The sequence below is a fragment of the Allopusillimonas soli genome (assembly GCF_004153445.1).
In the GTDB taxonomy this organism is placed as follows: domain Bacteria; phylum Pseudomonadota; class Gammaproteobacteria; order Burkholderiales; family Burkholderiaceae_B; genus Allopusillimonas; species Allopusillimonas soli.
Genome location: NZ_SDQC01000002.1, coordinates 367,619 through 393,795, shown reverse-complemented (window position 1 = coordinate 393,795; position 26,177 = coordinate 367,619). Strand labels below are relative to the sequence as shown.

Below are 26,177 nucleotides of genomic sequence, written 5' to 3'. Positions count from 1 at the left end.
AGTCAATGCGCGGATCACGCTCCCTGAGGCATGTCCGCTGGCGGCTGGCCGTGTAATAAGGAGAAATTTGTGCACTCACACGTTCGCGTCCTTCGGGCGGCTTTGGTTCTTTGTGTTTCCCTTGCCGCCTTGCCAGCTTGGGCGGCACCCTATGTCTGGGTTACGTCCGAAGGAGACAGCGTAGAGGCTCATGTCGGTGAATTGATTCCGACACGCCAATCCTCGCCCATGCCTGTTTTGAAAGAACCGCACGTTGTATTGGCCGACGGCAAAGACCTGCCAGTACAGGCTACTGACGATGGCTATACGGCGACACTACCTGGATCAGAGACGTCCGGCGATGCGCGTTTCACGGCTAAGTCGCTGGACAAGAATGACGTTTTAACGATTTTCGGTGCCAAAGCGGGGCGCTCGGAAACAGAACCCGTCAATGATCTGGAACTGGTTCCTACCGAACCCAATGGCGATCACTTCCGCCTCATCTGGAAGGGCAAGCCAGTGGCATCTGCAGTGGTTGGCGTACAGACTTCATCTGGGTGGCGGCGTACGCTGCATGCCGGGCCGGACGGCACAGTATCCCTGGTATCATCAGACTTCCCCGATCTATTTCCGTCCCGATACGTGCTAAACACCACGGTCAAGCTCAATGGCGAGGTGGAGTTCGACGGCAAAACTTACGACTCGGTGCGATACACGGCGACGCTGACGTTCGATGTTCCCAAACAATGATTTTGGGGTTATGCAGCCATTTGAGCACAGTGTTCCGCACATTCCCGACAGGCGTTTGCGCATTCTTCCATGCCTTCAAGGCTTTCACAACTGGCTGCACAGTCGCGACAGACTTGGCTGCAGATTGCGCAGGTTTGCTTGTGCTGACCCGTGCCTATCAGCATAAAGTGTGCGGCTGTTCGGCATATTTCCACGCAAGCCATCATGATACGAAAATGAGACGGATCCAGATGGGCGCCGCCAGCCTCAAGACAATGGTTCATTGCGCTCGAGAGGCAAGTGCTGTAACACGTCAAACATGATTCGATGCATTGCTTCTGATTGACGGGGATGGCATTCATGACGTGCTCTCCTAGGTACTAGGTAATAGGGAGCTTACATGCCAGCAAGGTCCATTCCTGATCGTCATGTGCTGTCAGGCGCGGACTATCAGGGGTCGGTTTGAAGCATAGAAAAGCATAACAAATCTGCTTCGGTTGATTTGGCGAACGCTTGACAGCGTCAGCATAATTGCGCACTGTATTAGACGAAACTGCGGAAATCCAATCGTTTAGGCCACTGAAGAACTTGTTAACCAGTCCTTGTCCGGACTGCATGCGAAAATACGCGCACACTCCCCATGCACGCCGAATTCGTCGCCAACACCATGATTGTATTGGGAGTGGTGTGCCTAGTTGTCCTGTTCGGAATACTTATATGGGACGAGTGGCGTCGTAGAAAGTAAATGGCTGAGTTATAGATTGCGAAGCATGAGGTGCGAAGAGGTGAGGGCGCTTGGTCGCAACGGAAAATTCAGGGTTTGCCACGGCTATCTGTGAGCGCCATGTAATATTGGTGCTTATCATAATGGTTGATGATATCGGCAATAACTTGGTCGGTCGCATAGCCATAGATGTCGTACCCGCGTCCACCGCGTGCTAGAAAAATCTCTGCTCGAAAATAACGGTTGCGAGGTGCGCCGTCCCGAGCGGGACCTGCAAGCACGAAGGCGGGGATGGGGGTGCTAACTGGCCGGACCTCATAAACAAAAGGAGCTGCGATATCTCCATGATTGATTGTCAGGCGTAATCCTTCCTCGCTGTTATCAATATGCGCTTCAATATGAGCGGGCTGCTCCAGTTCGGCGGCGACTGTTTCCATCGCTTTTTTCACTGTCGAGGCAATAAAATTATCCACCTGCCTTCGATCGGGATGACTGATAATGGCGCTGATGCGCCGGCGCCAGAAGCGCGCTGCTTCATTCGGTATCAGGGGTGCAGGCTGCAGCCGTGCACTCGCGATAAGTGCTACTTCGTCATTCAGCGCTTTCCAGATGCCGTAGCACATAAGCACCATGACGATGGACAAGGGCAGGGCAGCAATGACCGCAGCCATCTGTACGGCACCAAGGCCGCCCGCCAGCAGCAGGCACGCTGCCACCGCACCACACACCAATGCCCAGAATATACGCAACCACAAAACAGGCTCCTCTTCGCCGCGAGACGTGATCATCGCGATGACCAACGCACCGGCATCTGACGCAGTTACAAAATAAACAGCTACCAGCAAACCGGTCAGCCATGCCAGAAACGTGGACCATGGCAAATACTCGAACACCGTAAACAGAGCAATTGGCATATTTTCGGTAACGGTTGTGGCAATGCTGCCGTGCGCCACATTCAGATCGAGCCAAATAGCTACATCACCGAAAATAGTGAACCAGATGAAACTGAAGCCAGCTGGCGCAAAGAGTACGCCCAACAGGAATTGACGAATAGTCCGACCGCGCGAAATGCGCGCGATGAAAAGGCCAACAAAAGGAGACCAGGATATCCACCAGCCCCAATAGAATAATGTCCAGGTGCCTACCCAATCGGTTGGTTCGTAGGCATAGATGTGAAAAGTACGCGCCACAAAGCCATTTAGGTAAAGCCCGATGTTCTCGACCAACGCTTGAAGAAGAAAACGGGTAGGGCCCAGCGCCAGGATCAGAAACATCAGAACAAAGGAGACGATAATAATCATCTCGCTCAGGCGCCTGATGCCGTTATCCAGTCCCGTGGCGACGGTGGTGGTGGCCAGAATTGTGACGATCCCGATCAGGATGAGCTGGGTTTCAAGGTTTTGGGGTAGTCCGAATAGATAAGCCCCCGTGGCATTCAGCTGTGCCACGCCCAACCCAAGCGATGTGGCAAGGCCGGCCAGGGTTCCCACCACGGCGAATATATCGATTACATCGCCGATGGGGCCATTGACTTTATCGCCAATCAAAGGGCGAAAGGCAGAGCGGATGACGAGCGGTTCGCCCTTGCGGTAACCGAAATAAGCCAGCACCAAGCCCATGACGGCATAGATAGCCCACGCATGAACGCCCCAATGAAAGAAGGTGATTTCCAATGCATCACGGGCGGCCTGGGCGGATCGGGCTGGGGCATCCGGTGGAGCCGAAAAGTGCATGATAGGCTCAGCAACCCCATAAAACACAATACCTATGCCCATGCCCGCACTGAACAGCATGGCTACCCATGTGCTATAGCTATAATCCGGAACAGCGTCATCCGGCCCCAGTCTGACCTTTCCAAGCGGGCTTATCGCAAGAAATAGTAGAAAGATGACAAAACCGCCGACGGCCAGCAGATAAAACCAGCCAGCCTCCAGAATGATCCAGTTGTTGGCCTGTTCGAATAAGGTTGCAGCGGCATCGGGAGCTAGGCTGGCATAAATGATCAAGCCGATGGAGATAATGGCCGAGCCATAGAAAGAAAGCGGAGAAATGCCTCTTAGTGGCTGCTTCATTGAGAATCCTAAGCTGATGACAGTAGCGCACAGAACATATTTTTCTGCAGTATAGCGTCCGCTAAGGCTGTAAAGGCAAGGTGTTTGGGGTTCCCCCGTGCGTGTATATCGACGCGCCAGAGGCGTAGGGCGCGTTTGATCATGTTGATTGCCTGCTACGGGGTTCAATATGGTACTTTACATAATATACATTATGCGGATTATTGGCCAAAGCAAATCGCCACCCTTGGCGTTGCTCAGTCCCACGACTGTATACGCTCCCTTGTCCGCTTCAGTTGACCATGGAGCTGCTTGCGTTGGACCCGGCGCTGTTGCGAGGCTCTTGTGGGCCGCGTCGCCCAGCGCGGACGCTGCTTCTTCAGCCCGCTGCGCAGCAGCGAAATCAATCGTGCAACAGCGTCGGCTCGATTCAGCGCCTGACTGCGGTGTGTTTGCGCCTTGATGACGATGATCCCGTGCTTGGAAACGCGGCTGTCGGCCAAGGACAGCAAGACGCGCTTGCTGTCCTCTGGAAGGCTTGATCGGTTTATATCCAGGCGCAGTTGCACGGCGCTGGATACCTTATTGACATGCTGCCCGCCTGTTCCCTGCGCCCGGATCATGGAGAATTCAAGTTCGTTCTCATCCAGGAAAATATCGTCGCAAATCGGCAGCATGAAGACAGTGTCAGGTGGTCAGCCTGGCATCCATGGTTATCTTGGTATTGAGCAGTTTTGATATAGGGCAACCGGCTTTCGCCTGATTGGCTATCTCGCTGAATCGGGCTTCGTCGATGTTAGGAATACGCGCCTCGACCGTGAGATGGCTGGATGTTACCGCAAAGCCGTCCGCTACTTTGTCCAGCGTGATTTTGGCCGAAGTGCGGATTTCATCAGGCGTGAAGCCGGCCTCGCCAAGCATAAGAGAGAAGGCCATTGAAAAGCAGCTGGCATGCGCTGCCCCAATAAGCTCTTCCGGATTTGTGCCCTGACCCGATTCAAAACGTGATGCAACGCCGTAAGGCGCATTGTTCAGCGCACCAGTCTCCGTGGAGATGGTCCCGCTGCCATCCTTGAAACCGCCTTTCCAGACTGCAGATCCAGTTTTTGTAGTCATGTGTTCGACTCCTATGACGCGTTGAGAAAGTGCATGCTCGACCCAGCAAGCTGCATGCCGGACACTGCACTCGTGACAGATAGCATGACCATAACCCGGCTGATGCGGCCGGCAGGGAATATCTGGGACTGTAACAGGGGTTTGTTTCAGATGCCGTATCTGGCCAGTATGTCCTGATCTGGGTCGCAACCCAGGCCGGGGCCATCGGGAATGGTGATCGTTCCCATGCCATCAGGCATGCCGCGGCCGCCGAAAAGCGTTGCATCCAGTTCTACACCGAATATTTCGATGCCATCAATGCACCTATAGGCGCTTGCCATCTGAAGCGTAGCCAACAGCCCGGGACCAAAGTATGGGCTGTGTGGCGCTACTGCGCGCCCCAATTGAACAGCCGCCTCGGCGACGGCAATGAATTCAGTAATCCCCCCTGCTTTTGTGATGCTGGGCTGATAATAATCCACGACGCCTGCGTGCAAAAGAGGCATGAAAGCTGAAGCGTTGGCAACATTTTCACCCAACGCAAGGGGGACGTCTTCTACTGATTTTCTTAGGCGCATAATGCCCTCGATGTCTTCGGGCGGCCATATAGGTTCCTCCAGCCATTTCAGCCCAAATGGCTGAAGCAGGCGCGCCTGGTGAATTGCCTCGTCAGCAGGCCAAGCGCAGTTGACGTCGAGCATCAACGCCACATTCGGGCCCGCCGCCTCTCTTGCGGCTGCAACGGCGTCAATCGCAATCTCATGCAACTTCAGCTTTTGATAGCCCTGCATAGCGGCTCTTTCGGTTGCTCGTGCCACCACCGACGGCTCGATCAAACGCATGAAGCTCTTGTAGGCAGGCACCGTTGGGCGTGGATGATCAATTAGCAGCCTCCCGACGGAAACGCCGGCATATTTGGCGGCCAGGTCCCAGAGTGCGATATCCAATCCGCTTAACGCATAAAAAACAGGCCCACTGCGGCCGAACAGATGAAGGGGCTTTTTCAACCTGTCCATGAACTCTGGAACGTCGTGCAGCGCTCTTCCTGATGATGCAATGGATTTAAGTGACATGGCCTGGCCAATGGCCAGCGGCTTGACTATATCCAGCATGGCTGTTCGAGTGGCTGGTATCGCGTTGTACCCGAATGCCTCGCCCCAGCCAGTCAGGCCTTCATCCGTCGTGACTTTGATGAGAAGAAAGGACAAGTCGTGCCAGATGGTGCCGCCAAAACCCGTGGCCGCGCCGTCGTGCTGATATGGAATGGCGACAACAATTGTTTCTATATCGATTATCTTCATGTCACTCTTGCTCCGAAGCGGCGCCACCCAGATAAATGCGCTGAATCAGATCGCCGCTTCGAACCGACTCGACTGTCCCCTCCCCTCCTATTTTGCCGTTCTCCATCAGATAGCAATAGTCCGCGAACTTGAACGCTTCCTTGACCAGTTGCTCGACCAGCAGAACGGCTGTGCCTTGCCGGGTTAATGTCTTGGCAACCGTCAGAATACGGTCTATCACCAGGGGAGCAAGCCCTCCCGATGGCTCATCAAGCACCAGCAGTTTCGGCTTTGCGGCTATGCCCTGCGCGACAGCGAGAATCTGCTGTTGTCCGCCACTTAACCTGGAAGCCAATTGATGCCTGAGATCGGCCAGTTCGGGAAATATCTCCATGGCTGATTCCACTGCGGCCTTGTCTCCATGGGGGTTCTGTGCGTATGTGCCCAGCATCAGGTTGTCCTCTACGCTCAGCGTGGTAAAGACGCGATGGCCTTCGAGCACGTTAACCAGTCCCATCCGTGCCAGCGCGCGTGCATTGGATTTCGTCACATCTTGACCCAAGAATCGTATTTCGCCACCCTTTCTCTGGATAAGGGCGCCAATCGCATGCAATGAGCTGCTTTTGCCCGCACCATTGCGGCCAAGCAGCACGACGAACTCTCCTTCATGCACGCGCAGATTGGCGCCGTGAACCACCTCCGCTTTGCCATAGGCAACCGTCAAGCCGGTGACGTCAAGCACGATGGGAGAGGAAGCATGGGGACGTTGATCATCCATGTCAGGCTCCAAGATATACGCGAATGACTTCTGCATCTGCGCGCACAGCTTGCGGTGAGCCGCTAGCTATTTGCTTCCCAAGATTCAAGGCTGTCACTCTATTGCTGACCCGAAATACGAAGTCTGTATGGTGTTCGACAATCAGCACACCCAACCCCGCATCGCGCATGGCAACAACGATATCGGCCAGACGTTCAATTTCCGTTTCCGTCAGGCCGCCCGCCGGCTCATCAAGAAGTATGAAGCGCGGCTGCATGCACAAGCCGCGTGCAATCTCAAGAAATCTCTGTTCGGCATGATCAAGCAGCCGCGCCGGCTCATCAATGATTGCTCCAAGCCCGATGCCATGCAATATTTCTTCCGCACGGCTGCGCAGCCTGCTTTCCTCGCGCCGCGCTTTGGGTGTAAAGGCGCCGATTTGCAGCATATTGGACTGCGAATCCTTCCAGCATCCAAGCATGGCATTATCGAGGGTGCTCATTGAGCCAAGCAACCGAGGCTTCTGAAATGTGCGAGAGATACCTGCATAAGCTCTCTGTTGGACAGTCTTTGCTGACAGATCGTCGCCATCGAGTGTTATGGAGCCGCCGCTCAGGGGATAGTAGCCGGACAGCAGATTCAGCAAGGTTGTCTTTCCGCTGCCATTAGGGCCGATCAGCCCATGTATCTCGCCCTGGCGCAATGAAAGCGACACCTGATCCACTGCCAGCACGCCACCAAAATGCTTGCTGACGCTCTGCAATTGCAACGCACTCACTTTGATTCCTCCGATGCGTCATGAGCATTGGGCGTCACGGCGAGTCCAGTAAATTCGTTGCGATCCTGCTGCGTTTGCCCACGACGCAGAGCAATGGCGCTCGCAAGGCGATCAAGGTCTGGTGCGACAACTTGTTTTACACGTTTGCCAAGCAAATATTTTTCGCGAAAGATGCGCACTACGCTGCCGATGCCTTCCGGTACAACCAAGACCACCGCCAGCAGCAGGATGCCATAGAAAAACTGGCTCCATCTCGCCAAGGATCCCATCAGCTCAGGCAGCGCTGCAAGAACAGCCGTGCCCAGAAGCGGCCCCCAGATCGTGCCGCGGCCGCCGATGACGATACAAACGAAAAAGAAAAGGCTGAGCTCAAAGACAAACGTCTCGGGCGTGATATAGCTCTGAAGAATGGCAAACAGCGCGCCAGATATTCCCGCGGTAACGCCGCTGAACGCAAAAATGCTGAGCTTGATGCGGAAAATTGGAACCCCGGTAGCCGCGGCGGCGACGGTGCTGTCGCGTACCGCAATCATTGCCCTGCCCCACATATGACGCGCCAGGTTCCAGGTAATCCAGGTAATGACGGTTGCAAATCCCAGCACCAGCCAATACAGGCCGTTGGGGCTGTCGAATGGCGCCGAAAAAAATGGCACGCTCAAGCCTGCCCCGCCTCCCGTCAGGCTGTCCTGGGCAAGGCTGAACTCCGTGACCATCAAGGTGAATGCGATGGTGGCCATTGCAAAATAGAATCCCGGCAACCTCAGCGATGGCAACCCCAGCAGGAACCCGCATAGCCCTCCCAGTGCCCCAGACGCGGCAAGCGCCAGCCAGGGAGCGATGTCGTAATGCCCGGTCAATATGGCATAGCTATATGCGCCAATGGCCAGCAGGCCAACGTGGCCCACGGAAAGTACGCCTGTATAGCCGACGGCGAGATTCAGGCCCGCATTCAGTATCCAGTAAATGCCGATAAGCGTCAGAATATGCAATTGATATGGATTGCCAACCGCAAATGGCAACGCAGCCAATACAGCCAGAGCTGCGACAGGAATGACGATATTGCGCGTAGCGGCCATGTTCATACCTGCCGTGTCTGTTTGTTCCCGAATAGACCTTCGGGCTTAAGCAGCAGGAAGGCCATCAAAATACCAACAGCAATAGTCTGCTGATATTCCCCGCCAAAGAAGTATGTTGCAAATGTCGACAACATGCCCAGCGCCAAGCCACCGATGATGGCGCCCAGATTGCTGCCCATGCCGCCCACGGCAAGGGCAATGAAACCATAGAGGGTCAGACTCAGGCCCAGCGCAAAATAGGCAAAGGTCAGTTGCCCGGCCGCAAATCCGACCAGGCCCCCAAGCAGCCCCGCCATGCCATAGGAAAATGATCGGACTCTGTCAGTGGAAATGCCGCGCGCGCGTGCGGCAAAGGGATCCTCCGCCACAGCAAGAAATACTTTGCCGTAGAGGGTGTGGCGATAAAACCATTCCAATGCCAAAGCAATGAGAATGACTGCAGCAATCGGCAGCCAGAATTTCTGGTCCCAGGGTCCGGCCGTGAAATCCTGGTCCAGCAGGCGGGGGAAGGCGCGGGGCTCCGTGCCCCACCAAAGGGCTACGGACTGCTGGACAATTGTGGCGAGCGCCAGGGTGCTAAGTAGCCAAAGGTGCTCTTCCGATCGCGCCAGAATGCGGCGTACCGCCAGTAGTTCCGTAAGCAGCCCGAAGACAACGGATACCAGGATGGCGCCCGCGAGCCCCAGGACGATAGGTTGGCCCAGATCGGTAATCAAATAGGCACCGGTCACACTGCTCAGCATGAATAGATGCCCCGTTGTAATGCTCAGCACTTTGGACGTCGAATACATCGCGTTATAAGCCAGTGCCGCGCCTGCGTAGAGTGCGCCCACAGCCAATCCAGTGACAACGACCATCAGCATGCGGAACCCCTCCCATTGCAGATCAAACAAGAAAAACCGTGTGCCCCAGCCGAAGGAGACTGTTCTTCGCTTGGGGCATGCCGACCTTACTTGGGTGCAGCGAGGAAACTGCCGTCCTTGAAGGTATTGGCCAGATTCATTTGCATGGCGGAATCCGGAAATCCATTGTGATCCTGCGGCGTCCATGTGTAGTTTGCGTACACGCCGGGAAGATCCTTCGTGGATTCCATCAGTTTCTTGAATTCATCCTTGTCGGTTCCGCCCGTCTTCTGCACCGCATACTCGATTGTCTTGACGCAGTCGTAGCCCAGGGCAACCCACCAGAACGTGAAGTCGATCTCTCCGCCGCCAAGTTTGGGACGGAGTGCTTCCATAAGCTTGTGTGTGGCAGGCTGGAAATTGCCGTCCTTGTCGTAGGTGGTGCTGACATATCCTGCGGCGAATACATTGTCCCAGTACTCGGGTTTGTTCAGCAGATCTCGTATGGGCGAGCCCATGAGTGCGGGGTGGCCCACGACAGGCACATCCCATTGGCTATTGCCGCGAGCATTGAGTATCCGCGCCAGCAGACCAGTCGAGGCTGACCACGGCATGATGACATCCGCGCCGGCTTCCCTGGCCTTTTGAATCTCGTCCGTGACATTGGTCTTGTTCGGGTCTATCAGTACCGAATAGACCGGCTCGATGCCCTGCTCTTTTAGCAGCGCCTGTGCACGTTTGGCGGAGGATGCGCCATACCCTGTCGTATCCCCGATGACAGCGATTTTTTTGCGTCCCAAATGCTCTGTGGCGTACTTGTTGGCCACACTGATCCATTGCGTGTTGGTGTTGATCAACCTGAAGGCATAGGGATACTTCTTGGGATCAGTGAGCGAATCGACGGTGCCGATAATGAGATTGGGGATGCCGGCACGAGTCAGTATGGGCACTGTTGCAAGCGATTCGCCAGAGTTGACTGGGCCGATGACAAAATCCACTTTCTCGTTATAGGCAAGCTCTTTGGCAAAATTGACGGCCTTGGTGGGGTCTCCCATTGTGTCGCGGGTAATCAGCTCAAGCTGGCGGCCGTTCACGCCACCAGCGCTGTTTATCTGATCAACAGCAAATTGCACCCCTTGGTTTTCTGCGATTGCCGCCGAGGAAAGCGGGCCGGTCAATGATGACAGCCAGCCAATTTTTATGGAGTCGGCTTCAGCATGGGCGGATCCCATGCCTGTTGTCAAGGCCAGCGCAGTGGCGCCGCAGACAGCCAACCGTTTCAATCCACGCATCTGATTCATCGTTGTTGTCTCCTTCTTCATGATTGCCGACGAGCGCCACGGCGCAGTTCGGCTTAAGTGTCATTCTTGACCTGGTAGGATTCCAGTGCATCCCAGTCGAATGAAAATCCGGTTCCGGGACGGTCGGGCATAAGGACCGTACCGTCGTCCTCAATAGCCAGCTTCTCTTTGAAAAGCGCGGAGAACCACGGCATGTGCTCGCACCAGGTCGCGTTCGCCGACGCGGCAACGACATGCAGGCTGTGCTCGGTGAATATATGGGGAGATACAGGCGTGTCGCTGGCTGCCAGGTAGCGCACGGACTTCATCATTTCGGTGTACCCGCCCATGCGCTGTAGATCAGGCATGAAGACGGTGGCCGCACCGGCCTGATGCATCCGTTTGATGCCATATCGGGTGTACTCGGTTTCCGCACTCGCTATTGGCGTATCCAGCTTGCGCACGAGCATCGCTGCGGCCTCGTCGTTCCAGGTCGGCACTGGCTCCTCGAACCAGGCGAGGTTGAAAGGCGCCACGGCACGCCCCAGTCTTAATGCCTTGGCTGCATCCAGCCCCTGGTTCGCATCCGCCATGAGCGTGATGTCGTCACCAATGGCTTCCCGCACCGCGCGGACGCGCGCCACATCTTCCTCTATCGATCGCATTCCCAGCCGCATCTTCATCGCGCGAAAGCCCTGCTTCAGAAATGCGCGCGCCTCCGTACGCAGCTCATCAATACTGGACGACAACCATAATCCGGCGCTCGCATAGACGGGGACACGTTCCCGGCAAGCGCCAAATAGTTTGTACAATGGTCTGCCCGCATGCTTGCCGATGATGTCCCAGCAGGCAACGTCAAGCGGTGTATAGGCAAGTATGGAAATACCGCTCTGCCCATAGAAGTTGCTGCTTCGCAAAAAATCCATCCACAAGGCCTCCACATCGTGAGGATCACGGCCTCGCAGCAGCGGTTCCATGGATTGCGTGAAGCGGCTTATTGCTTTTAAGCGCTCAATATCAAAGCAGAAGCCATAGCCCTCGCCTGTGATGCCTTCGTTGGTGTGGACTGTCACCAAGAGACAGCAAACGGTGGAAATCTGATGAATGGAGGTCCGGAGGGTGCGCTCCAAAGGCAAAACAATCAGTTTTGTCTCAAAACCGGTAATCGAGAGACCGTCTGACATAATGCTCCCCTGCAATGACGGCGCGGTCATATTGCAATGCAACACCAGGCAGACTGTGGTGACGAGCGGTGACCTTGCGTCGGTATATGCGTCTTACTATTCCTGAAACCGCAAGGTCCAGTCTAATACTATTTTCATCATGTCTGATACCGATTGCATATCACATTGGTGCGTGCCATGCCCTTGATTTTGCTGCTGATCCCGATCCTGTTCGGTTTCGCAATCTATGGTCTAGTGCGCCTGCACGAGCATTTCACATCCATGTATGGCTGGCCTATCGGCATCATGGCGGTGCTGGCGGCGGTGGCGCTGGCCTGCTCGCCCTTCGTGCTGGCGATCCTTCGGTATCGCCGTTTCCATGGCGTCAAGATCGGAGGCCAGCGTGTACTGACGCTGTACGCGAGCTGGGGAGAATTGCGTCTGGATGCACTGTCGAAACAAGGTTCAATTGTGCGCGGATCCGACCGTACCGATTTTATTTTTGCGGATATCGGCAGCGCCCATGCTGTCCGGAACGATCAGGGCTGGAGTCTGGTAGTGACGCTGCATCATGCCGCGCAAAAGGAATGGCGCCTGCCCATGCCATCGGCGCGGGAGACGCGCAGGTGGGCACGCATTCTCTCTTACGCAGCCGCGCAACAATTGTGATGGCCTGCAAGTGCCGCAGGTGATGATGCAGACATCAAGCCCGGACTTTGGCATCGCAGGCGGTGGACCTCATATGCAGGATGCGCGCTCTACACCTTTTCCAGGTTTCCGGCATGAAGGCCACACTCCTTGGAATCGGACGATTCCCACCACCATCGTCCCGCGCGCAGATCTTCTCCGGGTTTGATCGCACGGGTACAGGGTTCGCACCCTATGGACGGGTAGCCTTTGTCGTGCAGGGCGTTGTAGGGAATACCGAAATACCGGATTGCCTCCCATACATCTTCGTGGCGCCAATACGCCAGCGGATTGAACTTGTACAGGCCGAATACTGCATCGTCTTCTTCAAGAGGAAGATGATCGCGCGTAATGGATTGCTCGCGCCGCTGCCCCGTTATCCATGCTCCCCTACCCTGCAAGGCTCGCTTGAGCGGTTCAACCTTGCGCATATTGCAGCATGCTTTGCGCAACGCGACGCTTTCGTAGAAGGCATGCGTGCCATGCGCCTGGACGTGTGCGCGCACCACTTCGGCCTCGGGCTTCCATATCTCGATACGCTGTCCGTAGCGCTGCGTTATGGCCTCGATGACATCCAGCGTTTCCGTATGCAATCGGCCGGTATCTAGCGTAAAGATGGCGAGCGGCAACGATCGAGAGAGGATCGCATGCGTCAGCACCATGTCTTCGGCCGCCAAGGACGACGCGAGCGCGGCATTGGGATAGCGTTGAGCGATGTCGGTCAGGTTGACGCACAGCGTCTGCCAGAGAATTTCAAGGCTGCTATCCTGGCGCAGGGTGTTGTCAGCGAGAATGGTCATGCCGCGCCTCTTTCCGCGCGGGCATGTGTTTTTTTCGCGTTGACAAAGATACCGCACGCCGCAATGCGCGCCCGGCTGGTTCGAGGCAAGCTCTGCATGACAACTCCATCGTCTTCTGATTCGAGCCATCATCTTGCCTATCGTGCGCAGCAAAAGGAACTAATCGTTTTTCTATTGCTTATGCCCTGCCGACATAATGGCGCGATGTGAATACCTCGCCTGCGCTAGAATAAACGCACGGGCGCAATGCATCGCGCTGTTGCCAACGCTGTATGTGTGTCATCGTCAAGGAGTTTGACATGGCCAATTACGATCATCCTGCCACCCACCATCACGACAGCCTTGCCGCCCTGCTCGCCAGGCTGGGCACCCAATGGGGCTGGTTTGCGGTACTGGGCGGCGTATTGCTGGCGCTGGGCCTGATAGCGGCGGTTCATATTGTTGTAGCCACGCTCGTCAGTGTGTTTTATGTCGGTATCGTTATGATGGCGGGAGGCATATTCCAGCTCATGCACGCATGGCGCATCAAGGCTTGGAGCAGTTTCGTGTTCTGGAGCATGGGCGGCCTTCTTTATGCTGGCGCGGGTATTCTGGCCATCATCAACCCGCTTGCTGGCGCGCGCATCCTCACGCTGCTGCTCGGCGCCGTCCTCACTGGCGCCGGTGCTGTCCGGTTCTGGATCTGGTTTCGCAATCGGCGGCATCATCAGTGGCAATGGCTGGGACTTTCGGGCGCGATCACTTTCTGCGCCGGCTTGATCGTAACGGCGGGTTGGCCGGGCAATAGCATATGGATGCTCGGTCTTTTGCTGGTTTTCGATCTCTGCATACAGGGCGGATCGCTGCTTCTGCTGGGCTTTGCATTGCGCAGGCGTCACCCTCAAAATACGGTATAAGCCCTAGCGAACATAACGCGTTGCGTGGATGGAGAGCGCTCCATGCACGCAAGCGCGGGCATGGGATTTGCCATTCGGCGACTGTCAGGCGGTGTTGGACTGGCTTGTCTCTGGGCGCGTTGGCCGTTATTTTACAGATGACGGAATCGCGCCGGTTTTCGAGGGCATGTCCTCGGCCATGGACAGTGCCGCTGAGCGCGTGGTGGATTTCCCGGAGCAATTGATGAAATATGTCGACTATTACAAGATTCTAGGCGTTGATCGGGACGCCAGCGCCGCTGATATCAAGAAGGCTTATCGCGCGCTCGCACATAAATACCACCCCGACGTCTCCAAGGAAGCGGGCGCGGAAGAAAAATTCAAGGAAGTCGCCGAGGCCTATGCCACCTTGAAAGATGTCGAAAAACGTGAAGCCTACGATCAGTTGGGCCGGCATCCGCAGGGTGAGGATTTTGTTCCGCCGCAATCCTGGCGACAGGGTTTCGGCGCGCAAGGCATGGATGACTTTGGCGATGTCGATCTGGCCGATCTGATGGCGGCGTTTGCAGCCGCTCAGCGTGAGGGGCAGCGTCAGCAGGCGCAGCGCCCGTTTCGCGGCGAGGATTTCGAGATTGCGCTTCCCGTCACTGTGGAGCAGATCTACGCTGGAGCCGAAACCGAGGTAAGCGTGGCACTGCCTGAGGTCGATGGGCAGGGCTTGCTACGCCGAATTCCCCGTACATTTCGTGTGTCCATTCCCAAGGGTGCCGCCGATGGGCAGCGCTTGCGTTTGCCTGGAAAGGGCGGCGCAGGCCTGAATGGCGGCAAGCCTGGCGATCTATATATGGTCATGACATTGCAGCCGCACCGGCTTTACCGGGTCGACGGGCGCGATCTCTATGTGGAGCTGCCTTTGGCGCCATGGGAGGCGGCGCTTGGCGCCAAAGTACAGGTGCCCACGCCCGGCGGGCCGGTGGAACTTACCATACCGCCAGGTACCACATCTGAGCGCAAGCTACGTCTGGGCAAGCGAGGCCTACCTGCATCCTCTGGCGCAGCCGGCGATCTCTACGCCGTCGCGCGCGTCGACGTGCCACGTTCGCTCAGCGAGCGTGAAAAGGCACTGTTCGAGCAGCTTGCCGAAACCTCTGGGTTCGATCCACGCGCGCAACTTTACTCGGGAGCCTGACAATGACTGTGCATATAACAGAGGCCATATGGCTCAATGCATCCGATATTTGCTCCCTGGAGCACGTTGTGGAGGTATCCGGGCTGAGCCAGCAGGACGTGATGGCGCTGGTTGATGCGGGCGTATTCGAACCTTCCAACCAAGACCGCGCCAACTATTTTTTTCATACCGATTGTCTGGTTCTGGCCAGAAAGGCGCGGCGCCTGCGAGACGATTTCGAACTCGACCTGCAGGGACTGACGGTGGCCATGAGCCTGCTACGCCGCGTGGACATGCTGGAGGCGGAAATCGCGAGTCTTAGAGCTCGTCTGCTGCCTGGCAGGGGACATCGCTAGCGGCCGTGGGGGCCAGGCGAAGTCCTTCTCGTAGCCGCCGTGCCTGTGCGGCTGCGTGCGGCATACGATGCTGCCCCAAGTACTATGTCCGATCGGAAACGATGGACAGTGAAAAGCCATCCCACCCCTTGCTGCCGACGGTCTGGACGGCCGTGCTGTCGAGCTCGGGGCTATCGGCCATGAGCGTCAGGAATTTTCGCACCCCCAGCACATCGGGGTCGGTGTTGCCCTCGTGGGTAATGCGGCCTTTGCGCACGACGTTATCGCCCACGATTACGGTGCCGGGACGTGACAGCCTTAGCGCGCGTTCCAGGTAGGCGGCGTTGTTTTCCTTGTCGGCATCTAGAAAGATGAAGTCGAAGGGCTCGACACCATCGGCAATGAGCCGATCGAGGGACGCCAGCGCATCGTCCACGACGATGTCCACCATGTCATCCAGCTCGGCACTGTGAATGTTGTTGCGCGCAATCTGGGCATGATGATGTATTTTCTCCAGAGACACCAGCCTCCCGCCCGGTGCCAGCGCGCGGGCCAGCCAAATCGTGCTGTAGCCGCCAAGCGTTCCCACTTCCAGTATATGGCGCGCCCCGGACATGCGGGCCAGCAGATGCAGCAGCTTGCCCTGGTTGGGAGAAACATTGATGGCCGGCAGGCCCGCCTCGGCGCTGCTGCGCAAGGCTAGATCGAGCGCTGGATCGGATTGAACCAGCATGTCCGACAAGTAATCGTCGACGCGGTCCCATTCTTGCTGCTCACTCATGGCTGCTCCTTGAATAACCCTGTTCGTTTGACGTGAATCCGCACATTTGTTTCACTTCGAGGTTCAAATAATGGCATCGGGAAAGTGCAAATATGCTTCCCGCTTCCATGTTTTCTTAGCCCCAACCGGAGAACTCCATGCTAGCAAAACTCACTTTCGCCGCCCTGCTTTCGGTGCTGAGCCTGCCCGCGATGGCACAATGCGACGTCACTATCGAGGCCAATGACGCCATGCAGTTCAACACGAAGGAAATCAGCATAGACAAGACATGCAAGGAATTTACCATCAAGCTGGAACACACAGGCAAACTGCCGAAGAATGCCATGGGCCACAATGTGGTCATCAGCAAGAAGAGTGATGAAAAAGGTATTGCAACGGACGGCATGGCGGCGGGCCTGGACAACAACTATGTCAAGCCCGATGATCCGCGCGTCATCGCCCACACCGACGTCGTTGGCGGAGGCGAGTCCACATCGGTGACATTCGATGTATCCAAGCTCTCGGAAGGCGAGGATTACGCCTTCTTTTGCTCCTTCCCGGGCCACTGGGCTGTCATGACCGGCAAGGTCACGCTCGCGGGCTAGCTTCGCGCCGAGTCCTGGCCGGCATCGTCGGCCAGGTTCTCAAGAATGGGGCAATCCGGTCTCTTGTCACCCGCGCAGTGCATGGCCAGATGCTGCAATTGCTTGCGTATGGAACGCAGCTTCCGGATGTCCTCGTCCAACTCCTTGATGTACTGGCAGGCCAGGCGCTTTACGTCTGCACTATGACGCTCGCTGTCCTCCCAGAGTCCAAGCAATGTACGGATGCGCTCCATGGAAAATCCCAGCGCGCGCGCACGCCTGATAAACCGCAAGGCCTGTACTTCGGTGTCTGTGTAGAGCCTGTAGCCCGAATCACTTCGCGGCACGGGGCGCAGCAGGCCGATGTGCTCGTAGTGGCGTATCATTTTGGCCGTCACGCCCGATGCGTGTGCCGCTTCACCAATATTCATGAATGACTCCAGGAGGCTCACATGATCGAATTCACGATTTCCGACATGACTTGTTCGCACTGCGAGGCCGCCATTACCGAGGCGGTCAAGAAGCTGGCCCCGACAGCGCAGATTGATATAGATCTTGCTGCGCATCGCGTGCGTATAGAGGGTGCGGGCGACGCCGAGGCCGTCGCGGCGGCCATAATACAGGCCGGCTATACGCCCGTTCCCGCCTGATCAGCCGGGCGGCGCGTAGCGCCGCAACCGCAGCGCGTTGCCCACCACAAATATACTGGACATGGCCATTGCGGCGGCAGCAAGCAGCGGCGACAGTGTGATATTCGCCCATGGATATAACACCCCGGCGGCAACTGGGATCAAGGCCGTGTTATAGGCAAAGGCCCAGAACAGATTCTGCCGGATATTGCGCAATGTCGCGCGGGATATCGCCATGGCAGTGATCACGCCCCGCAGATCACCCGACATCAGCACCACATCGGCCGCATCCATGGCGATGTCGGTGCCTGTGCCTATCGCAATACCGGCATCGGCCTGAGCCAGGGCAGGTGCGTCGTTGATGCCGTCGCCTACAAACACGACTTTACCGTAACGCGACTGAAGCGTCTTCACCTGCTCGGCCTTGTCTGCGGGCAGGATTTCCGCCAATACTTCATCAATATTCAATTGGCGGGCCACGGCTTGCGCGGTACCTTGGTTGTCTCCGGTCATCATCACAATCTTCAGCCCGAAGGCATGCAGGGCACGGATGGCGGCCTCGGTACCGGTCTTGACGGGATCCGCGACCGCCAGCATGGCCGCCGCCTTGCCGTTGATGGCCGCATAGATCGGCGTTTTGCCCTCTTCCGCCAGACGCCGGGCCTGTGGCAGGAAAGCGGACACATCCACGCCCAGCGTGTCCATCAGCCGGCTGCTGCCAGCATCCACGCGCAGGCTGCTGCCCTCTTTTTTCGCCAGCGTACCTTCCTCTCCAGCGGGATGCTCGGGTCGAACTGCCGCCCGGATACCCAGTCCCGGCAGGGCCTCGAATTCATCCAACATGGCCAACGATATCCCCCGGTCGCGCGCAGCCTGTACGATGGCGCTGGCGATCGGGTGTTCGGAACCTGTCTGCGCGGATGCCACAAGCGCCAGGACTGTGTCTCCGGCCTGCCCCTGCGCCGGGACCATGTCCGTCAGCACAGGATGTCCTTCGGTCATCGTGCCGGTCTTGTCGAATACCACCACCTTGGCCTGCTGCAAGGACTCCAGCGCCTCACCCCGGCGTATCAGCACGCCCAGCTGGGCCGCGCGCCCCGTGCCGACCATGATAGACGTGGGCGTGGCCAGGCCCATGGCGCAGGGGCAGGCGATGATCAGCACGGCAACGGCACTTACCACGGCATGCGCAAGCGCTGGAGATGGTGCAAACAGCAGCCAGGCCACGAAGGTGATGACTGCAAGCGCCATGATTGCCGGCACAAACCATAATGTGATGCGATCCACCCACGCCTGGATGGGTAGCTTGGATGCCTGGGCCTGTTCCACTGTGCGTATGATCTGGGCCAGGATGGTGTTTTCTCCTGTCTGGCACGCCTGCAGCATGATGCGGCCGTTCTGGTTGACCGTGCCTGCCACGAGGGTGTCGCCGACGTTCCGGGCAGCGGGCACCGGCTCTCCGGTAATCATGGATTCGTCGACGTAGCCGCTGCCCTGAACAATCTCGCCGTCCACGGGTATCCGATCGCCCGGCCGAAGGAGGAGGACATCCCCAGGGCGTATCTGGCTTGCGGGCACCTCGACAATCTCGCCATTGCGCTGCACACGTGCCGTATCCGGCTGTAGCTGCATCAAATGCTTGATGGCATCCGAGGTGCGGCCTTTCGCGCCGGCCTCAAGAAAGCGGCCCAGCAAGATCAGCGTGACGATGACCGCTGCAGCTTCGTAGTACACATGCACCGCATCAACGGGGAGCGCGCCGGGGATAAAAGTGGCGACGAGCGAATAGGCATAGGCGGCGCCCGCCCCCACCGCGACCAGCGAGTTCATGTCGGGTGCGCGGCGCGCCAGGGCAGGCAACCCGGATGTGAAAAACCGTCGCCCTGGAAACAGCAGCACGGCGGTGGTCAATGCAAACTGCAGCAGCCAGCTGCCTTGCTCGCTGAGCAGGGCCGATACCGCGGCCGCCATGCCCGGCCAGAGATGCGCACCCATCTCCAGCACGAAAACCGGCAGCGTGAGCGCCACGGCAAGGCGCAAATCGCGCAAGAGAGACTGTCTTTCAGCATCCTGCCGCGCCGCGCGTTCCTCGCGCAGCATATCGCGGTCAGGCATTACGTCGGCTTCATAGCCAGCTTTCTTTACCGCAGCCAGCAAGTCAGCCACAGAAGTCGCGTCTGCGGCCCGCACCCGCGCCATTTCTGTTGCCAGGTTGACCGAAGCGGAGGTTACGCCGGGTACCGCGGCAAGCGCGCGCTCCACTCTCCCTACGCAGGAGGCGCAGCTCATGCCGGTGACAGATAAGTCGTAGGATCCCCCGCCCGGTGAGCCTTTCGGCCGGATATCCGTACGGCCCGTACCAGCGGCCGGGCCACCGGATGGAGAAAGAGAATGTGAGCTCATGGCGAATCTCGTGCTTGATTAACGAATGACAAGCACAATGTAAAGCTTACCATCGTAGGAAGGTCAAGCCCGCCATCAGCTGTGCAGCCCCGCAGCGTTCATGAATAGACGCAGCAGATAGGAAAAAACGCCCAAGGCGGCGACACTGGCGGTCCAGATGATGGCCAGCCAGGCCAGGCGGCGCAGCCACGGACGGCGCCCGCCGGTGTTTTTTTCAGTGGTATCCATCTTCCTGTGTAACCTTGCCGCGGAATACGTAGTAAGACCAGGCCGTATACATCAGGATGAACGGGATGATGACCAAGGCGCCCACCAATGCGAAGCCCTGGCTTTGCGCCGGCCCGGCGGCCTGCCAGATCGTGATGCCGGGCGGCACGATATACGGCCAGACACTGATGCCCAGACCGCTGTAGCCCAGGAAAACCAGGGCCAGCGTCAGAAGAAAGGGCCCAGCGTGCGGTGCGCCGGTCAGCGAGCGCAGCAGCAGCCATGTGACCAGCAGCACAAGAACAGGCACGGGCGCAAACCATAACAGATTGGGGAAGCTGAACCACCGTGCGGCGATGGCCGGATGAGTCAGCGGCGTCCAGACGCTGATGACCATAATGACGGCCAGAAGCAGCCACGTCAGAGGCTTGGCCAGCACCCGCATGCGCTCCTGAAGCCCGCCATGCGTTTTCAGGATGAGCCAGGTGCAGCCCAGCAAGGCATAGGCGGCCACCAGTCCCAGGCCGCAAAACACTGAGAACGGAGAGAACCAGTCCAGCGCCCCGCCGGCATATACCCGGTTAGCCACCGGGACGCCGTGAATGAAGCCGCCCAACGTCACGCCTTGGAAGAAAGTGGCACAAAATGATCCGAAAATAAATGCCTTGTCCCACCAATGTCGCCGCGCCTCACTGGCCTTGAAGCGAAATTCGAAGGCTACGCCGCGGAAAATAAGGCCAAGCAGCATGAGAATGAGCGGCATCATGAAAGCGTCCAGAATTACGGCATAGGCCAGCGGAAATGCTGCCAGTAGGCCCGCCCCGCCCAATACCAGCCAGGTTTCATTGCCATCCCAGACGGGCGCCACTGTGTTCATCATGACGTCACGGTCATGACGGTCTCCGAAGAAGGGAAAAAGAATACCGATTCCCAAGTCAAAGCCGTCCATCACCACATACATGAGAATACCAAAGAGAATGATGACAGCCCAGATCAGTGCAAGATCGATACCCATGGTGTTCACCTCGTCCTCATGTCCGGGCCAGACGTCGGATCGGCTGGCCCGGGACCCGGCCGCCCATCGAGCGCGGCATTGTCCGGCGCCAGGTTGTCGGGCGCAGCGGACAATGGGCGCGCCGGCCGGCGCTCCTCGCCATCGCCGCTTGCCGAGGGCGGGATACTGTGGGGACCGGGGCCTGCCTGCATGAGATGCAGCATGTAGACTATGCCTGCGCCGAACACGACGAAATATACGATCACGAACAGCAGCAGCGTCACGGCGACTTCGGCCGTCGTGTTTGGCGTGACTGCCTCGGCTGTCCGCAGCAGGCCGTAGACAATCCAGGGCTGGCGTCCGACTTCCGTGGTAATCCATCCGGCAATGAGCGCCACCAACCCCGCCGGCCCCATCCAGCAGGCGGCTCGCAGCAGCATCTTGGCGTCAAACAACCTCCCCCGCCAGCGCGCCCACGTGCCCCACAGGCCAAGCGCGATCATCAGCAGCCCCAGCCCGACCATGATTCGGAAGCTCCAGAAAACCATGGGTGAATAAGGCCTATCTTGCGGTGGAAACGATTTGAGACCAGGGAATTGTCCCTTCCAGCTGTGCGTGAGAATCAGGCTGCCCAAGTGCGGGACCTCGACGGCAAAGCGGGTTTTCTCCGCCTCCATGTCGGGCCATCCGAATAGCGTCAGTGGCACGCCTTCCCCTGGCGTGTTTTCCCAGTGTCCTTCGATTGCGGCAATCTTGGCCGGTTGGTGCTCAAGCGTATTCAGGCCATGCAGATCGCCGACGAAAGCCTGTATGGGGGCAACGATCAGCAGCATCCACATGGCCATGGACAACATTTTGCGCACACAGGGATTGTCAGTGCCGCGCAGCAGATGCCAGGCTGCACAGGCGCCGACTATCAGCGCAGTCGCGAGGAATGCGGCAAGGCTCATGTGCACGAGCCGGTATGGAAAGGAAGGGTTGAAGATGACCGCTAGCCAGTCGATCGGCACGGCCTGATGATCGATGATGGCGTAGCCGGCGGGCGTTTGCATCCAGCTATTGGAGGCTAGTATCCATGTTGCCGACATGAGTGTGCCGGCGGCAACCATGAAGGTGGAGAAAAAGTGCAGGCCCGGCCCTACCTTGCGCCAGCCGAAGAGCATAACGCCGAGAAAGCCTGCCTCCAGGAAGAATGCCGTCAGCACCTCATAGGCCAGCAAGGGCCCTGTGATGCCGCCCGCGAAATCGGAAAATCGGCTCCAGTTGGTGCCGAACTGATAAGCCATGACCAAGCCGGAGACCACGCCCATGCCGAAATTGACGGCAAAAATCCTGAGCCAGAAATGATAGAGCTCGCGGTATACCTGGCGCTGGGTCTTCAGCCAGCAGGCTTCAAGCACCACCAGATAGCTGGCAAGCCCGATGGTGACGGCGGGAAATATGATGTGAAACCCAATGGTGAAGCCAAACTGAATCCGGGACAGCATCAACGCATCGAGCATCCGCAAGCTCCTTCGAGGCAATGGGTGCGCATGGCTTCGGGAAATCGCAAGCTTGCATCGCCACGGCGCAGTTCCGACTGTAGCGCATATGCGCTTCACTGCCTAGCGGGAGAGCAGGCATGGTATTTGCTCTGTAACTGGAAACTCAACACACAAGGAGCCTCCCATGCTGCGCAATGTAAACACAATAAAGGGCTATGCGATTCAGGCGACAGACGATGAGCTTGGACGCGTCAGGGAGGTCTACTTCGACGACGAACAATGGGGCGTACGCTATCTGGTCGTGGCAACCGGGCCGTGGCTGATGGGACGCTCGGTTCTGATTTCTCCCTACGCAATTCAAGGCATAGACGAGGACGGGGAGCGCATTCGCGTATCCCTGACTAGCGAGCAGGTGAAGAACAGCCCCGACATTGACACCGACAAGCCTGTATCCCGCCAGCTCGAAAGCGAGTTTTCAACGTATTACGGTTATGACAATTACTGGACGGGCCCCTATCTGTGGGGCGCGGGTGGCTACCCCGTCCTGCCTTTGCCAGAGTCTGCATCCGTGCCGCCTCCGGATGCGCAGCAGGAATCTGCGGCGCGGCCCGCCGGCAACGAAGAAGACGTGCATCTGCGAAGCAGCGCAGCTGTCAGCGGCTATCACATCGCGGGCACCGACGGCGACGTCGGGCATGTCGAGGATTTCATTTTTGATGACGAGGCTTGGGTTGTGCGCTACCTGCTCGTGGATACCCGCAACTGGTGGCCCGGTGGCAAGCATGTGTTGCTGTCTACCGACTGGGTGGAGCGTGTGGACTGGACAGACTCAAGGGTGCAGACTGGCCTCACGCAGGAGCAAATCAAGAACAGCCCCGAGTATGCCGGAGATCAGGCCGTGGATCGGGATTACGAAAAGCGCCTGCATGAGCACTATCGCCGTCCCGGCTACTGGGACGTATGAGTCTGCCGCTTGGCGGCACGGCGACGGGAAGTCTTCAGCATTTTGATGTGCGGCGTCGGCTGGCCATCCCAGCGCAATTCGTAGATGGCATCGCGGCGGACATTCCCCACCAGAGCAGGCCGGAAGCAGGCCAGATTGGTGCCACCCTCTCTGCGAACGCTGGGATAAAGGATGCCCATGGATCCTTGCTCAAGCAACGAGACAGCAAGCGTCTGGGAGGCGATGTAACTGTTCGGATCCAGACAGCGCGAATAGCCGCGCGCACTGCGGATATCGTGAAAGGTGCCGCTGAAGTCGGCCAGCAATAGCTGATACCGAACGCAATCGTGAAAATGGTCGATTTCCGCGTATTCGACGGTTTTGTGAAAGACGATCTCCGCGAGCGCGGTTTCGGTGTCGAAGGCGCAATACCAGGCCCCGCGCTGGCCGTCGTTGAACCGGCTGCCCTCGGGCCTGGGGTAGGTATAGGCCGCGTTGATAATGCGGAAATTGGGCACGCCGTAAACCAGCTCGTCCACCCCTATGCCGGGCAAGGCACCCCGTCCTGCCGCAAGACGCGTATTCGTGGCATTGTCCAGCGCAAAAATGTCGTGCAGAACCGCATCGTTTTCGGCCAAGGCAGCCAGGACGGAGTCTTCCTGGTCCACGAAACGGGATGGCAGCAGGCGGCAGGTGTCGGCCTGACGCAGCGCCGTGCGTGGCGGCTCTCGCATGTTATACCCCGCCGCGACGGGCATCGAGCAGTTGCCTGAGTATCTGCATGGCTGGCAGGCCACCGGACAGCATGTAGGACAATGGCGTCTTGCCGCCGAACAGCAGATTGGTATTGGGCATGGATACCCAGTTGTCGGCAAGGTCGTCGCCGTACAGGATGTGCAGCGCCTTGTAAATGCCCAATAGATAGGAAATGCGCGTGATGCGATCCACCTCGAGCACCTTTGCGGGCTTCTTCTTCCACTCGTAATAAGCGCTGCTGGAAAGACCGCCCAAAAGTGTGCATGCGTCCTCGTCGCGCAATTTCCAAGCCTGCGCGAGCCTGAAGAACCCTTTGATTGCGGAGGCGGATAGCTGTTCGCGTATGCCCCGGTCGTTCAAGTCGGGCACGACGGCCGGTTCGAACCGGCTGGCAGGATAGGCGTAGGCAAGGCTCATGGTTTTCTCCGATTATGGATATTTTATACTCCATTTCCGGATAATTCTACTATCATATCAATCAGACTGACAGCAGAATGACGCCCGCGACAATGATTGCGCAGCCAGCCAGGCGCGCAAACGATATTTTTTCCTTGAGCAGGAAGAATCCGGCCACGGTGGCTAGCATGAGCGACATTTCGCGCAGGGGAGCGATCAAGCTGACCTTCCCGCCCAGTTGATAGGCGTAGAGCACCAGGATATAGGCCAGGGGAGACAACACCCCAACCGCCACCGCGTACCGCCATTTGCCCCGCATGTCTCGCATCAGGGTATGGCGCCGGATCCAGGCGTGCGGCGCCATGAGCAGCGCGTTGCCGAAGGCGGAGAGCCAGTCGAGGATGACAGGCACCACATGCAGCGTCTTGACGCTGTATGCATCGGCCACTGTGTAGGCGGCAATAAACAAACCGATAAGCAGGCCCCAGCGCACGCCGGCCCAGGCCCTGGGTGTGGCGAAACGCCGAAGATCTCCACCGGATGCAATGAGCAATATGCCGCCAACAATGCACAATATACCGGCAACACCATGTGCCGAAGGCTCTTCGCCCAGCAGGACAAACGCGGCGAGGCTGGACAACAATGGGCCTGTGCCTCGCCCCACGGGATAGACAACCGAAAGGTCAGCGGCATGATAGCCCCACTGCAGGCACAGGCAATAACCCAGATGCAGCAGGCTGGACAGCGCGATGAACAGAATGGCGGCCAGACTCCACTGCATGCCGTCCGCCACCAGCACATAGATGACCCAGGGTGCGTAAAACAGCGTAGAAAGCAGCCGATAGGCGAAAACAAAGTGACCCGCCGGCGCGGCGGCGTATTTTGAGAGCAGATTCCACGACGCATGCAGCGCCGCGGCGATCACAACCAGTGTGAAGGCTTCGGCGCTCATGATCGGTTAGAGATCACGCTGGCTGTTCGGAGACGGTCAGAGGATTTCCTGCACAACCTCGGCGGGCCTGCACAGCCTTGTGCCCTTGTCAGCGGTGACAAATGGTCGGTTGAGCAGAATGGGGTTGTCAGCCATCGCCTGGAGGATCTGATCGTCGGAAAGAGCCGGATTGTCCAGGGCAAGTTCCTGGTAGACCGGCTCCTTGCTGCGCACTGCTTCGCGCACGGACAAGCCCGCTGCCTGAATCAGTGCCTTCAACTCGGGAACCGCCAGCGGCGTTTTCAGGTACTCGATGATTTCCGGTTCGATGCCGCGATCGCGCAGGGTCTGCAGCACGGTACGGGACGTGCCGCAACGCGGGTTGTGATAAATTTTGGTCATGTTTAAGGGCGTCTGCTATGGTGTTGCCGTGAAACTAACATGTTAGCCGAGTTTCTCCCAGCTACTTTT

30 protein-coding genes are annotated in these 26,177 nt (G+C 57.7%); 8 read left to right on the top strand and 22 right to left on the bottom strand.

Going from position 1 to position 26,177, the window contains the following annotated elements:
• Window positions 1-69: 69 nt before the first annotated feature.
• Complete coding sequence (locus tag ERD78_RS07645; RefSeq protein ID WP_129968685.1) at window positions 70-729, top strand: hypothetical protein; 660 nt, start codon at window positions 70-72, stop codon at window positions 727-729.
• 8 nt (window positions 730-737) lie between these two features.
• Here the strand turns inward: ERD78_RS07645 and ERD78_RS20280 are convergent, their stop codons facing one another.
• The 11 genes from ERD78_RS20280 to ERD78_RS07590 form a co-directional block, all read right to left on the bottom strand.
• Window positions 738-1,070, bottom strand: coding sequence for a four-helix bundle copper-binding protein (locus ERD78_RS20280; RefSeq protein ID WP_129968684.1), 333 nt, complete (start codon window positions 1,068-1,070; stop codon window positions 738-740).
• Between the two features lie 451 nt (window positions 1,071-1,521).
• Window positions 1,522-3,504: a BCCT family transporter gene (locus tag ERD78_RS07635; RefSeq protein ID WP_129968683.1), complete on the bottom strand. Its 1,983-nt coding sequence runs from the start codon at window positions 3,502-3,504 to the stop codon at window positions 1,522-1,524.
• A 236-nt stretch (window positions 3,505-3,740) separates the two neighbouring features.
• A complete protein-coding gene (arfB, locus tag ERD78_RS07630) occupies window positions 3,741-4,160 on the bottom strand; it encodes an alternative ribosome rescue aminoacyl-tRNA hydrolase ArfB (RefSeq protein WP_129968682.1) in 420 nt (139 codons plus the stop codon).
• Window positions 4,161-4,170: 10 nt separating this feature from the next.
• Window positions 4,171-4,599 (bottom strand): OsmC family protein, encoded by a 429-nt coding sequence (locus tag ERD78_RS07625; RefSeq protein WP_129968681.1) that lies wholly within the window; start codon window positions 4,597-4,599, stop codon window positions 4,171-4,173.
• Between the two features lie 146 nt (window positions 4,600-4,745).
• Window positions 4,746-5,879 carry a mandelate racemase/muconate lactonizing enzyme family protein gene (locus ERD78_RS07620; protein ID WP_129968680.1) on the bottom strand — a complete coding sequence of 378 codons (1,134 nt, stop codon included), beginning with the start codon at window positions 5,877-5,879 and terminating at the stop codon, window positions 4,746-4,748.
• A gap of 1 nt (window position 5,880) precedes the next feature.
• Window positions 5,881-6,636: an ABC transporter ATP-binding protein gene (locus tag ERD78_RS07615; RefSeq protein ID WP_129968679.1), complete on the bottom strand. Its 756-nt coding sequence runs from the start codon at window positions 6,634-6,636 to the stop codon at window positions 5,881-5,883.
• A 1-nt stretch (window position 6,637) separates the two neighbouring features.
• On the bottom strand, window positions 6,638-7,393 hold the full coding sequence (locus ERD78_RS07610) for an ABC transporter ATP-binding protein (protein ID WP_129968678.1): 756 nt from the start codon (window positions 7,391-7,393) through the stop codon (window positions 6,638-6,640).
• On the bottom strand, window positions 7,390-8,469 hold the full coding sequence (locus ERD78_RS07605) for a branched-chain amino acid ABC transporter permease (RefSeq protein WP_129968677.1): 1,080 nt from the start codon (window positions 8,467-8,469) through the stop codon (window positions 7,390-7,392). The genes ERD78_RS07610 and ERD78_RS07605 overlap by 4 nt, the downstream gene beginning before the upstream one ends.
• Before the next feature lie 2 nt (window positions 8,470-8,471).
• Window positions 8,472-9,332, bottom strand: a complete 861-nt coding sequence (locus ERD78_RS07600) for a branched-chain amino acid ABC transporter permease (protein WP_129968676.1) — start codon at window positions 9,330-9,332, stop codon at window positions 8,472-8,474.
• Between the two features lie 86 nt (window positions 9,333-9,418).
• Window positions 9,419-10,612: an ABC transporter substrate-binding protein gene (locus ERD78_RS07595; RefSeq protein WP_245152381.1), complete on the bottom strand. Its 1,194-nt coding sequence runs from the start codon at window positions 10,610-10,612 to the stop codon at window positions 9,419-9,421.
• 53 nt (window positions 10,613-10,665) lie between these two features.
• Window positions 10,666-11,775 carry a mandelate racemase/muconate lactonizing enzyme family protein gene (locus ERD78_RS07590; RefSeq protein WP_129968675.1) on the bottom strand — a complete coding sequence of 370 codons (1,110 nt, stop codon included), beginning with the start codon at window positions 11,773-11,775 and terminating at the stop codon, window positions 10,666-10,668.
• Between the two features lie 177 nt (window positions 11,776-11,952).
• On the opposite strand from ERD78_RS07590, the gene ERD78_RS07585 reads away from it, so the two are divergent.
• The gene (locus ERD78_RS07585; protein ID WP_129968674.1) at window positions 11,953-12,423 is read left to right on the top strand and encodes a hypothetical protein; all 471 of its coding nucleotides are present in this window, start codon (window positions 11,953-11,955) and stop codon (window positions 12,421-12,423) included.
• A gap of 89 nt (window positions 12,424-12,512) precedes the next feature.
• Here the strand turns inward: ERD78_RS07585 and ERD78_RS07580 are convergent, their stop codons facing one another.
• A complete protein-coding gene (locus ERD78_RS07580) occupies window positions 12,513-13,241 on the bottom strand; it encodes a phosphoadenylyl-sulfate reductase (protein WP_129968673.1) in 729 nt (242 codons plus the stop codon).
• 299 nt (window positions 13,242-13,540) lie between these two features.
• On the opposite strand from ERD78_RS07580, the gene ERD78_RS07575 reads away from it, so the two are divergent.
• Genes ERD78_RS07575 through ERD78_RS07565 form a run of 3 tightly spaced genes read left to right on the top strand, consistent with a single transcriptional unit; the run spans window position 13,541 to window position 15,640 of the window.
• Window positions 13,541-14,137, top strand: a complete 597-nt coding sequence (locus tag ERD78_RS07575; protein ID WP_129968672.1) for an HdeD family acid-resistance protein — start codon at window positions 13,541-13,543, stop codon at window positions 14,135-14,137.
• A gap of 28 nt (window positions 14,138-14,165) precedes the next feature.
• Window positions 14,166-15,305, top strand: a complete 1,140-nt coding sequence (locus ERD78_RS07570) for a DnaJ C-terminal domain-containing protein (protein ID WP_306669772.1) — start codon at window positions 14,166-14,168, stop codon at window positions 15,303-15,305.
• 2 nt (window positions 15,306-15,307) lie between these two features.
• The gene (locus ERD78_RS07565; protein ID WP_129968671.1) at window positions 15,308-15,640 is read left to right on the top strand and encodes a chaperone modulator CbpM; all 333 of its coding nucleotides are present in this window, start codon (window positions 15,308-15,310) and stop codon (window positions 15,638-15,640) included.
• Between the two features lie 82 nt (window positions 15,641-15,722).
• Here ERD78_RS07565 and ERD78_RS07560 read toward each other — a convergent pair whose 3' ends face one another.
• Window positions 15,723-16,400: an O-methyltransferase gene (locus ERD78_RS07560; RefSeq protein WP_129968670.1), complete on the bottom strand. Its 678-nt coding sequence runs from the start codon at window positions 16,398-16,400 to the stop codon at window positions 15,723-15,725.
• Between the two features lie 137 nt (window positions 16,401-16,537).
• On the opposite strand from ERD78_RS07560, the gene azu reads away from it, so the two are divergent.
• Window positions 16,538-16,984 carry an azurin gene (gene azu / locus ERD78_RS07555; protein ID WP_129968669.1) on the top strand — a complete coding sequence of 149 codons (447 nt, stop codon included), beginning with the start codon at window positions 16,538-16,540 and terminating at the stop codon, window positions 16,982-16,984.
• On the opposite strand, the gene cueR is transcribed toward azu, so the two are convergent.
• Window positions 16,981-17,394 carry a Cu(I)-responsive transcriptional regulator gene (gene cueR / locus ERD78_RS07550; RefSeq protein ID WP_129968668.1) on the bottom strand — a complete coding sequence of 138 codons (414 nt, stop codon included), beginning with the start codon at window positions 17,392-17,394 and terminating at the stop codon, window positions 16,981-16,983. The genes azu and cueR overlap by 4 nt on opposite strands.
• 21 nt (window positions 17,395-17,415) lie before the next feature.
• Between cueR and ERD78_RS07545 the strand changes: the two genes are divergently transcribed.
• Window positions 17,416-17,613 (top strand): heavy-metal-associated domain-containing protein, encoded by a 198-nt coding sequence (locus tag ERD78_RS07545; RefSeq protein ID WP_129968667.1) that lies wholly within the window; start codon window positions 17,416-17,418, stop codon window positions 17,611-17,613.
• Here ERD78_RS07545 and ERD78_RS07540 read toward each other — a convergent pair whose 3' ends face one another.
• From ERD78_RS07540 to ERD78_RS07525, 4 genes are all read right to left on the bottom strand, one after another.
• Window positions 17,614-19,995: a heavy metal translocating P-type ATPase gene (locus tag ERD78_RS07540; protein WP_129968666.1), complete on the bottom strand. Its 2,382-nt coding sequence runs from the start codon at window positions 19,993-19,995 to the stop codon at window positions 17,614-17,616.
• A gap of 75 nt (window positions 19,996-20,070) precedes the next feature.
• Window positions 20,071-20,223 carry a DUF2474 domain-containing protein gene (locus ERD78_RS07535; protein ID WP_129968665.1) on the bottom strand — a complete coding sequence of 51 codons (153 nt, stop codon included), beginning with the start codon at window positions 20,221-20,223 and terminating at the stop codon, window positions 20,071-20,073.
• A complete protein-coding gene (gene cydB, locus ERD78_RS07530; protein ID WP_129968664.1) occupies window positions 20,210-21,217 on the bottom strand; it encodes a cytochrome d ubiquinol oxidase subunit II in 1,008 nt (335 codons plus the stop codon). Before cydB ends, ERD78_RS07535 begins: the two co-directional genes overlap by 14 nt.
• A 5-nt stretch (window positions 21,218-21,222) precedes the next feature.
• Window positions 21,223-22,698 carry a cytochrome ubiquinol oxidase subunit I gene (locus tag ERD78_RS07525; RefSeq protein WP_129968663.1) on the bottom strand — a complete coding sequence of 492 codons (1,476 nt, stop codon included), beginning with the start codon at window positions 22,696-22,698 and terminating at the stop codon, window positions 21,223-21,225.
• Window positions 22,699-22,864: 166 nt separating this feature from the next.
• Between ERD78_RS07525 and ERD78_RS07520 the strand changes: the two genes are divergently transcribed.
• Window positions 22,865-23,644: a PRC-barrel domain-containing protein gene (locus tag ERD78_RS07520; protein ID WP_129968662.1), complete on the top strand. Its 780-nt coding sequence runs from the start codon at window positions 22,865-22,867 to the stop codon at window positions 23,642-23,644.
• Here the strand turns inward: ERD78_RS07520 and ERD78_RS07515 are convergent.
• The 4 genes from ERD78_RS07515 to arsC form a co-directional block, all read right to left on the bottom strand.
• The gene (locus tag ERD78_RS07515) at window positions 23,629-24,357 is read right to left on the bottom strand and encodes an RES family NAD+ phosphorylase (protein WP_129968661.1); all 729 of its coding nucleotides are present in this window, start codon (window positions 24,355-24,357) and stop codon (window positions 23,629-23,631) included. The two genes, ERD78_RS07520 and ERD78_RS07515, sit on opposite strands and share 16 nt — an antisense overlap.
• Window position 24,358: 1 nt before the next feature.
• Window positions 24,359-24,796: an MbcA/ParS/Xre antitoxin family protein gene (locus ERD78_RS07510; protein WP_129968660.1), complete on the bottom strand. Its 438-nt coding sequence runs from the start codon at window positions 24,794-24,796 to the stop codon at window positions 24,359-24,361.
• Between the two features lie 61 nt (window positions 24,797-24,857).
• Window positions 24,858-25,727 carry a DMT family transporter gene (locus ERD78_RS07505; protein ID WP_129968659.1) on the bottom strand — a complete coding sequence of 290 codons (870 nt, stop codon included), beginning with the start codon at window positions 25,725-25,727 and terminating at the stop codon, window positions 24,858-24,860.
• Window positions 25,728-25,763: 36 nt separating this feature from the next.
• Window positions 25,764-26,108 (bottom strand): arsenate reductase (glutaredoxin), encoded by a 345-nt coding sequence (arsC, locus tag ERD78_RS07500; RefSeq protein ID WP_129968658.1) that lies wholly within the window; start codon window positions 26,106-26,108, stop codon window positions 25,764-25,766.
• Between the last annotated feature and the right edge of the window lie 69 nt (window positions 26,109-26,177).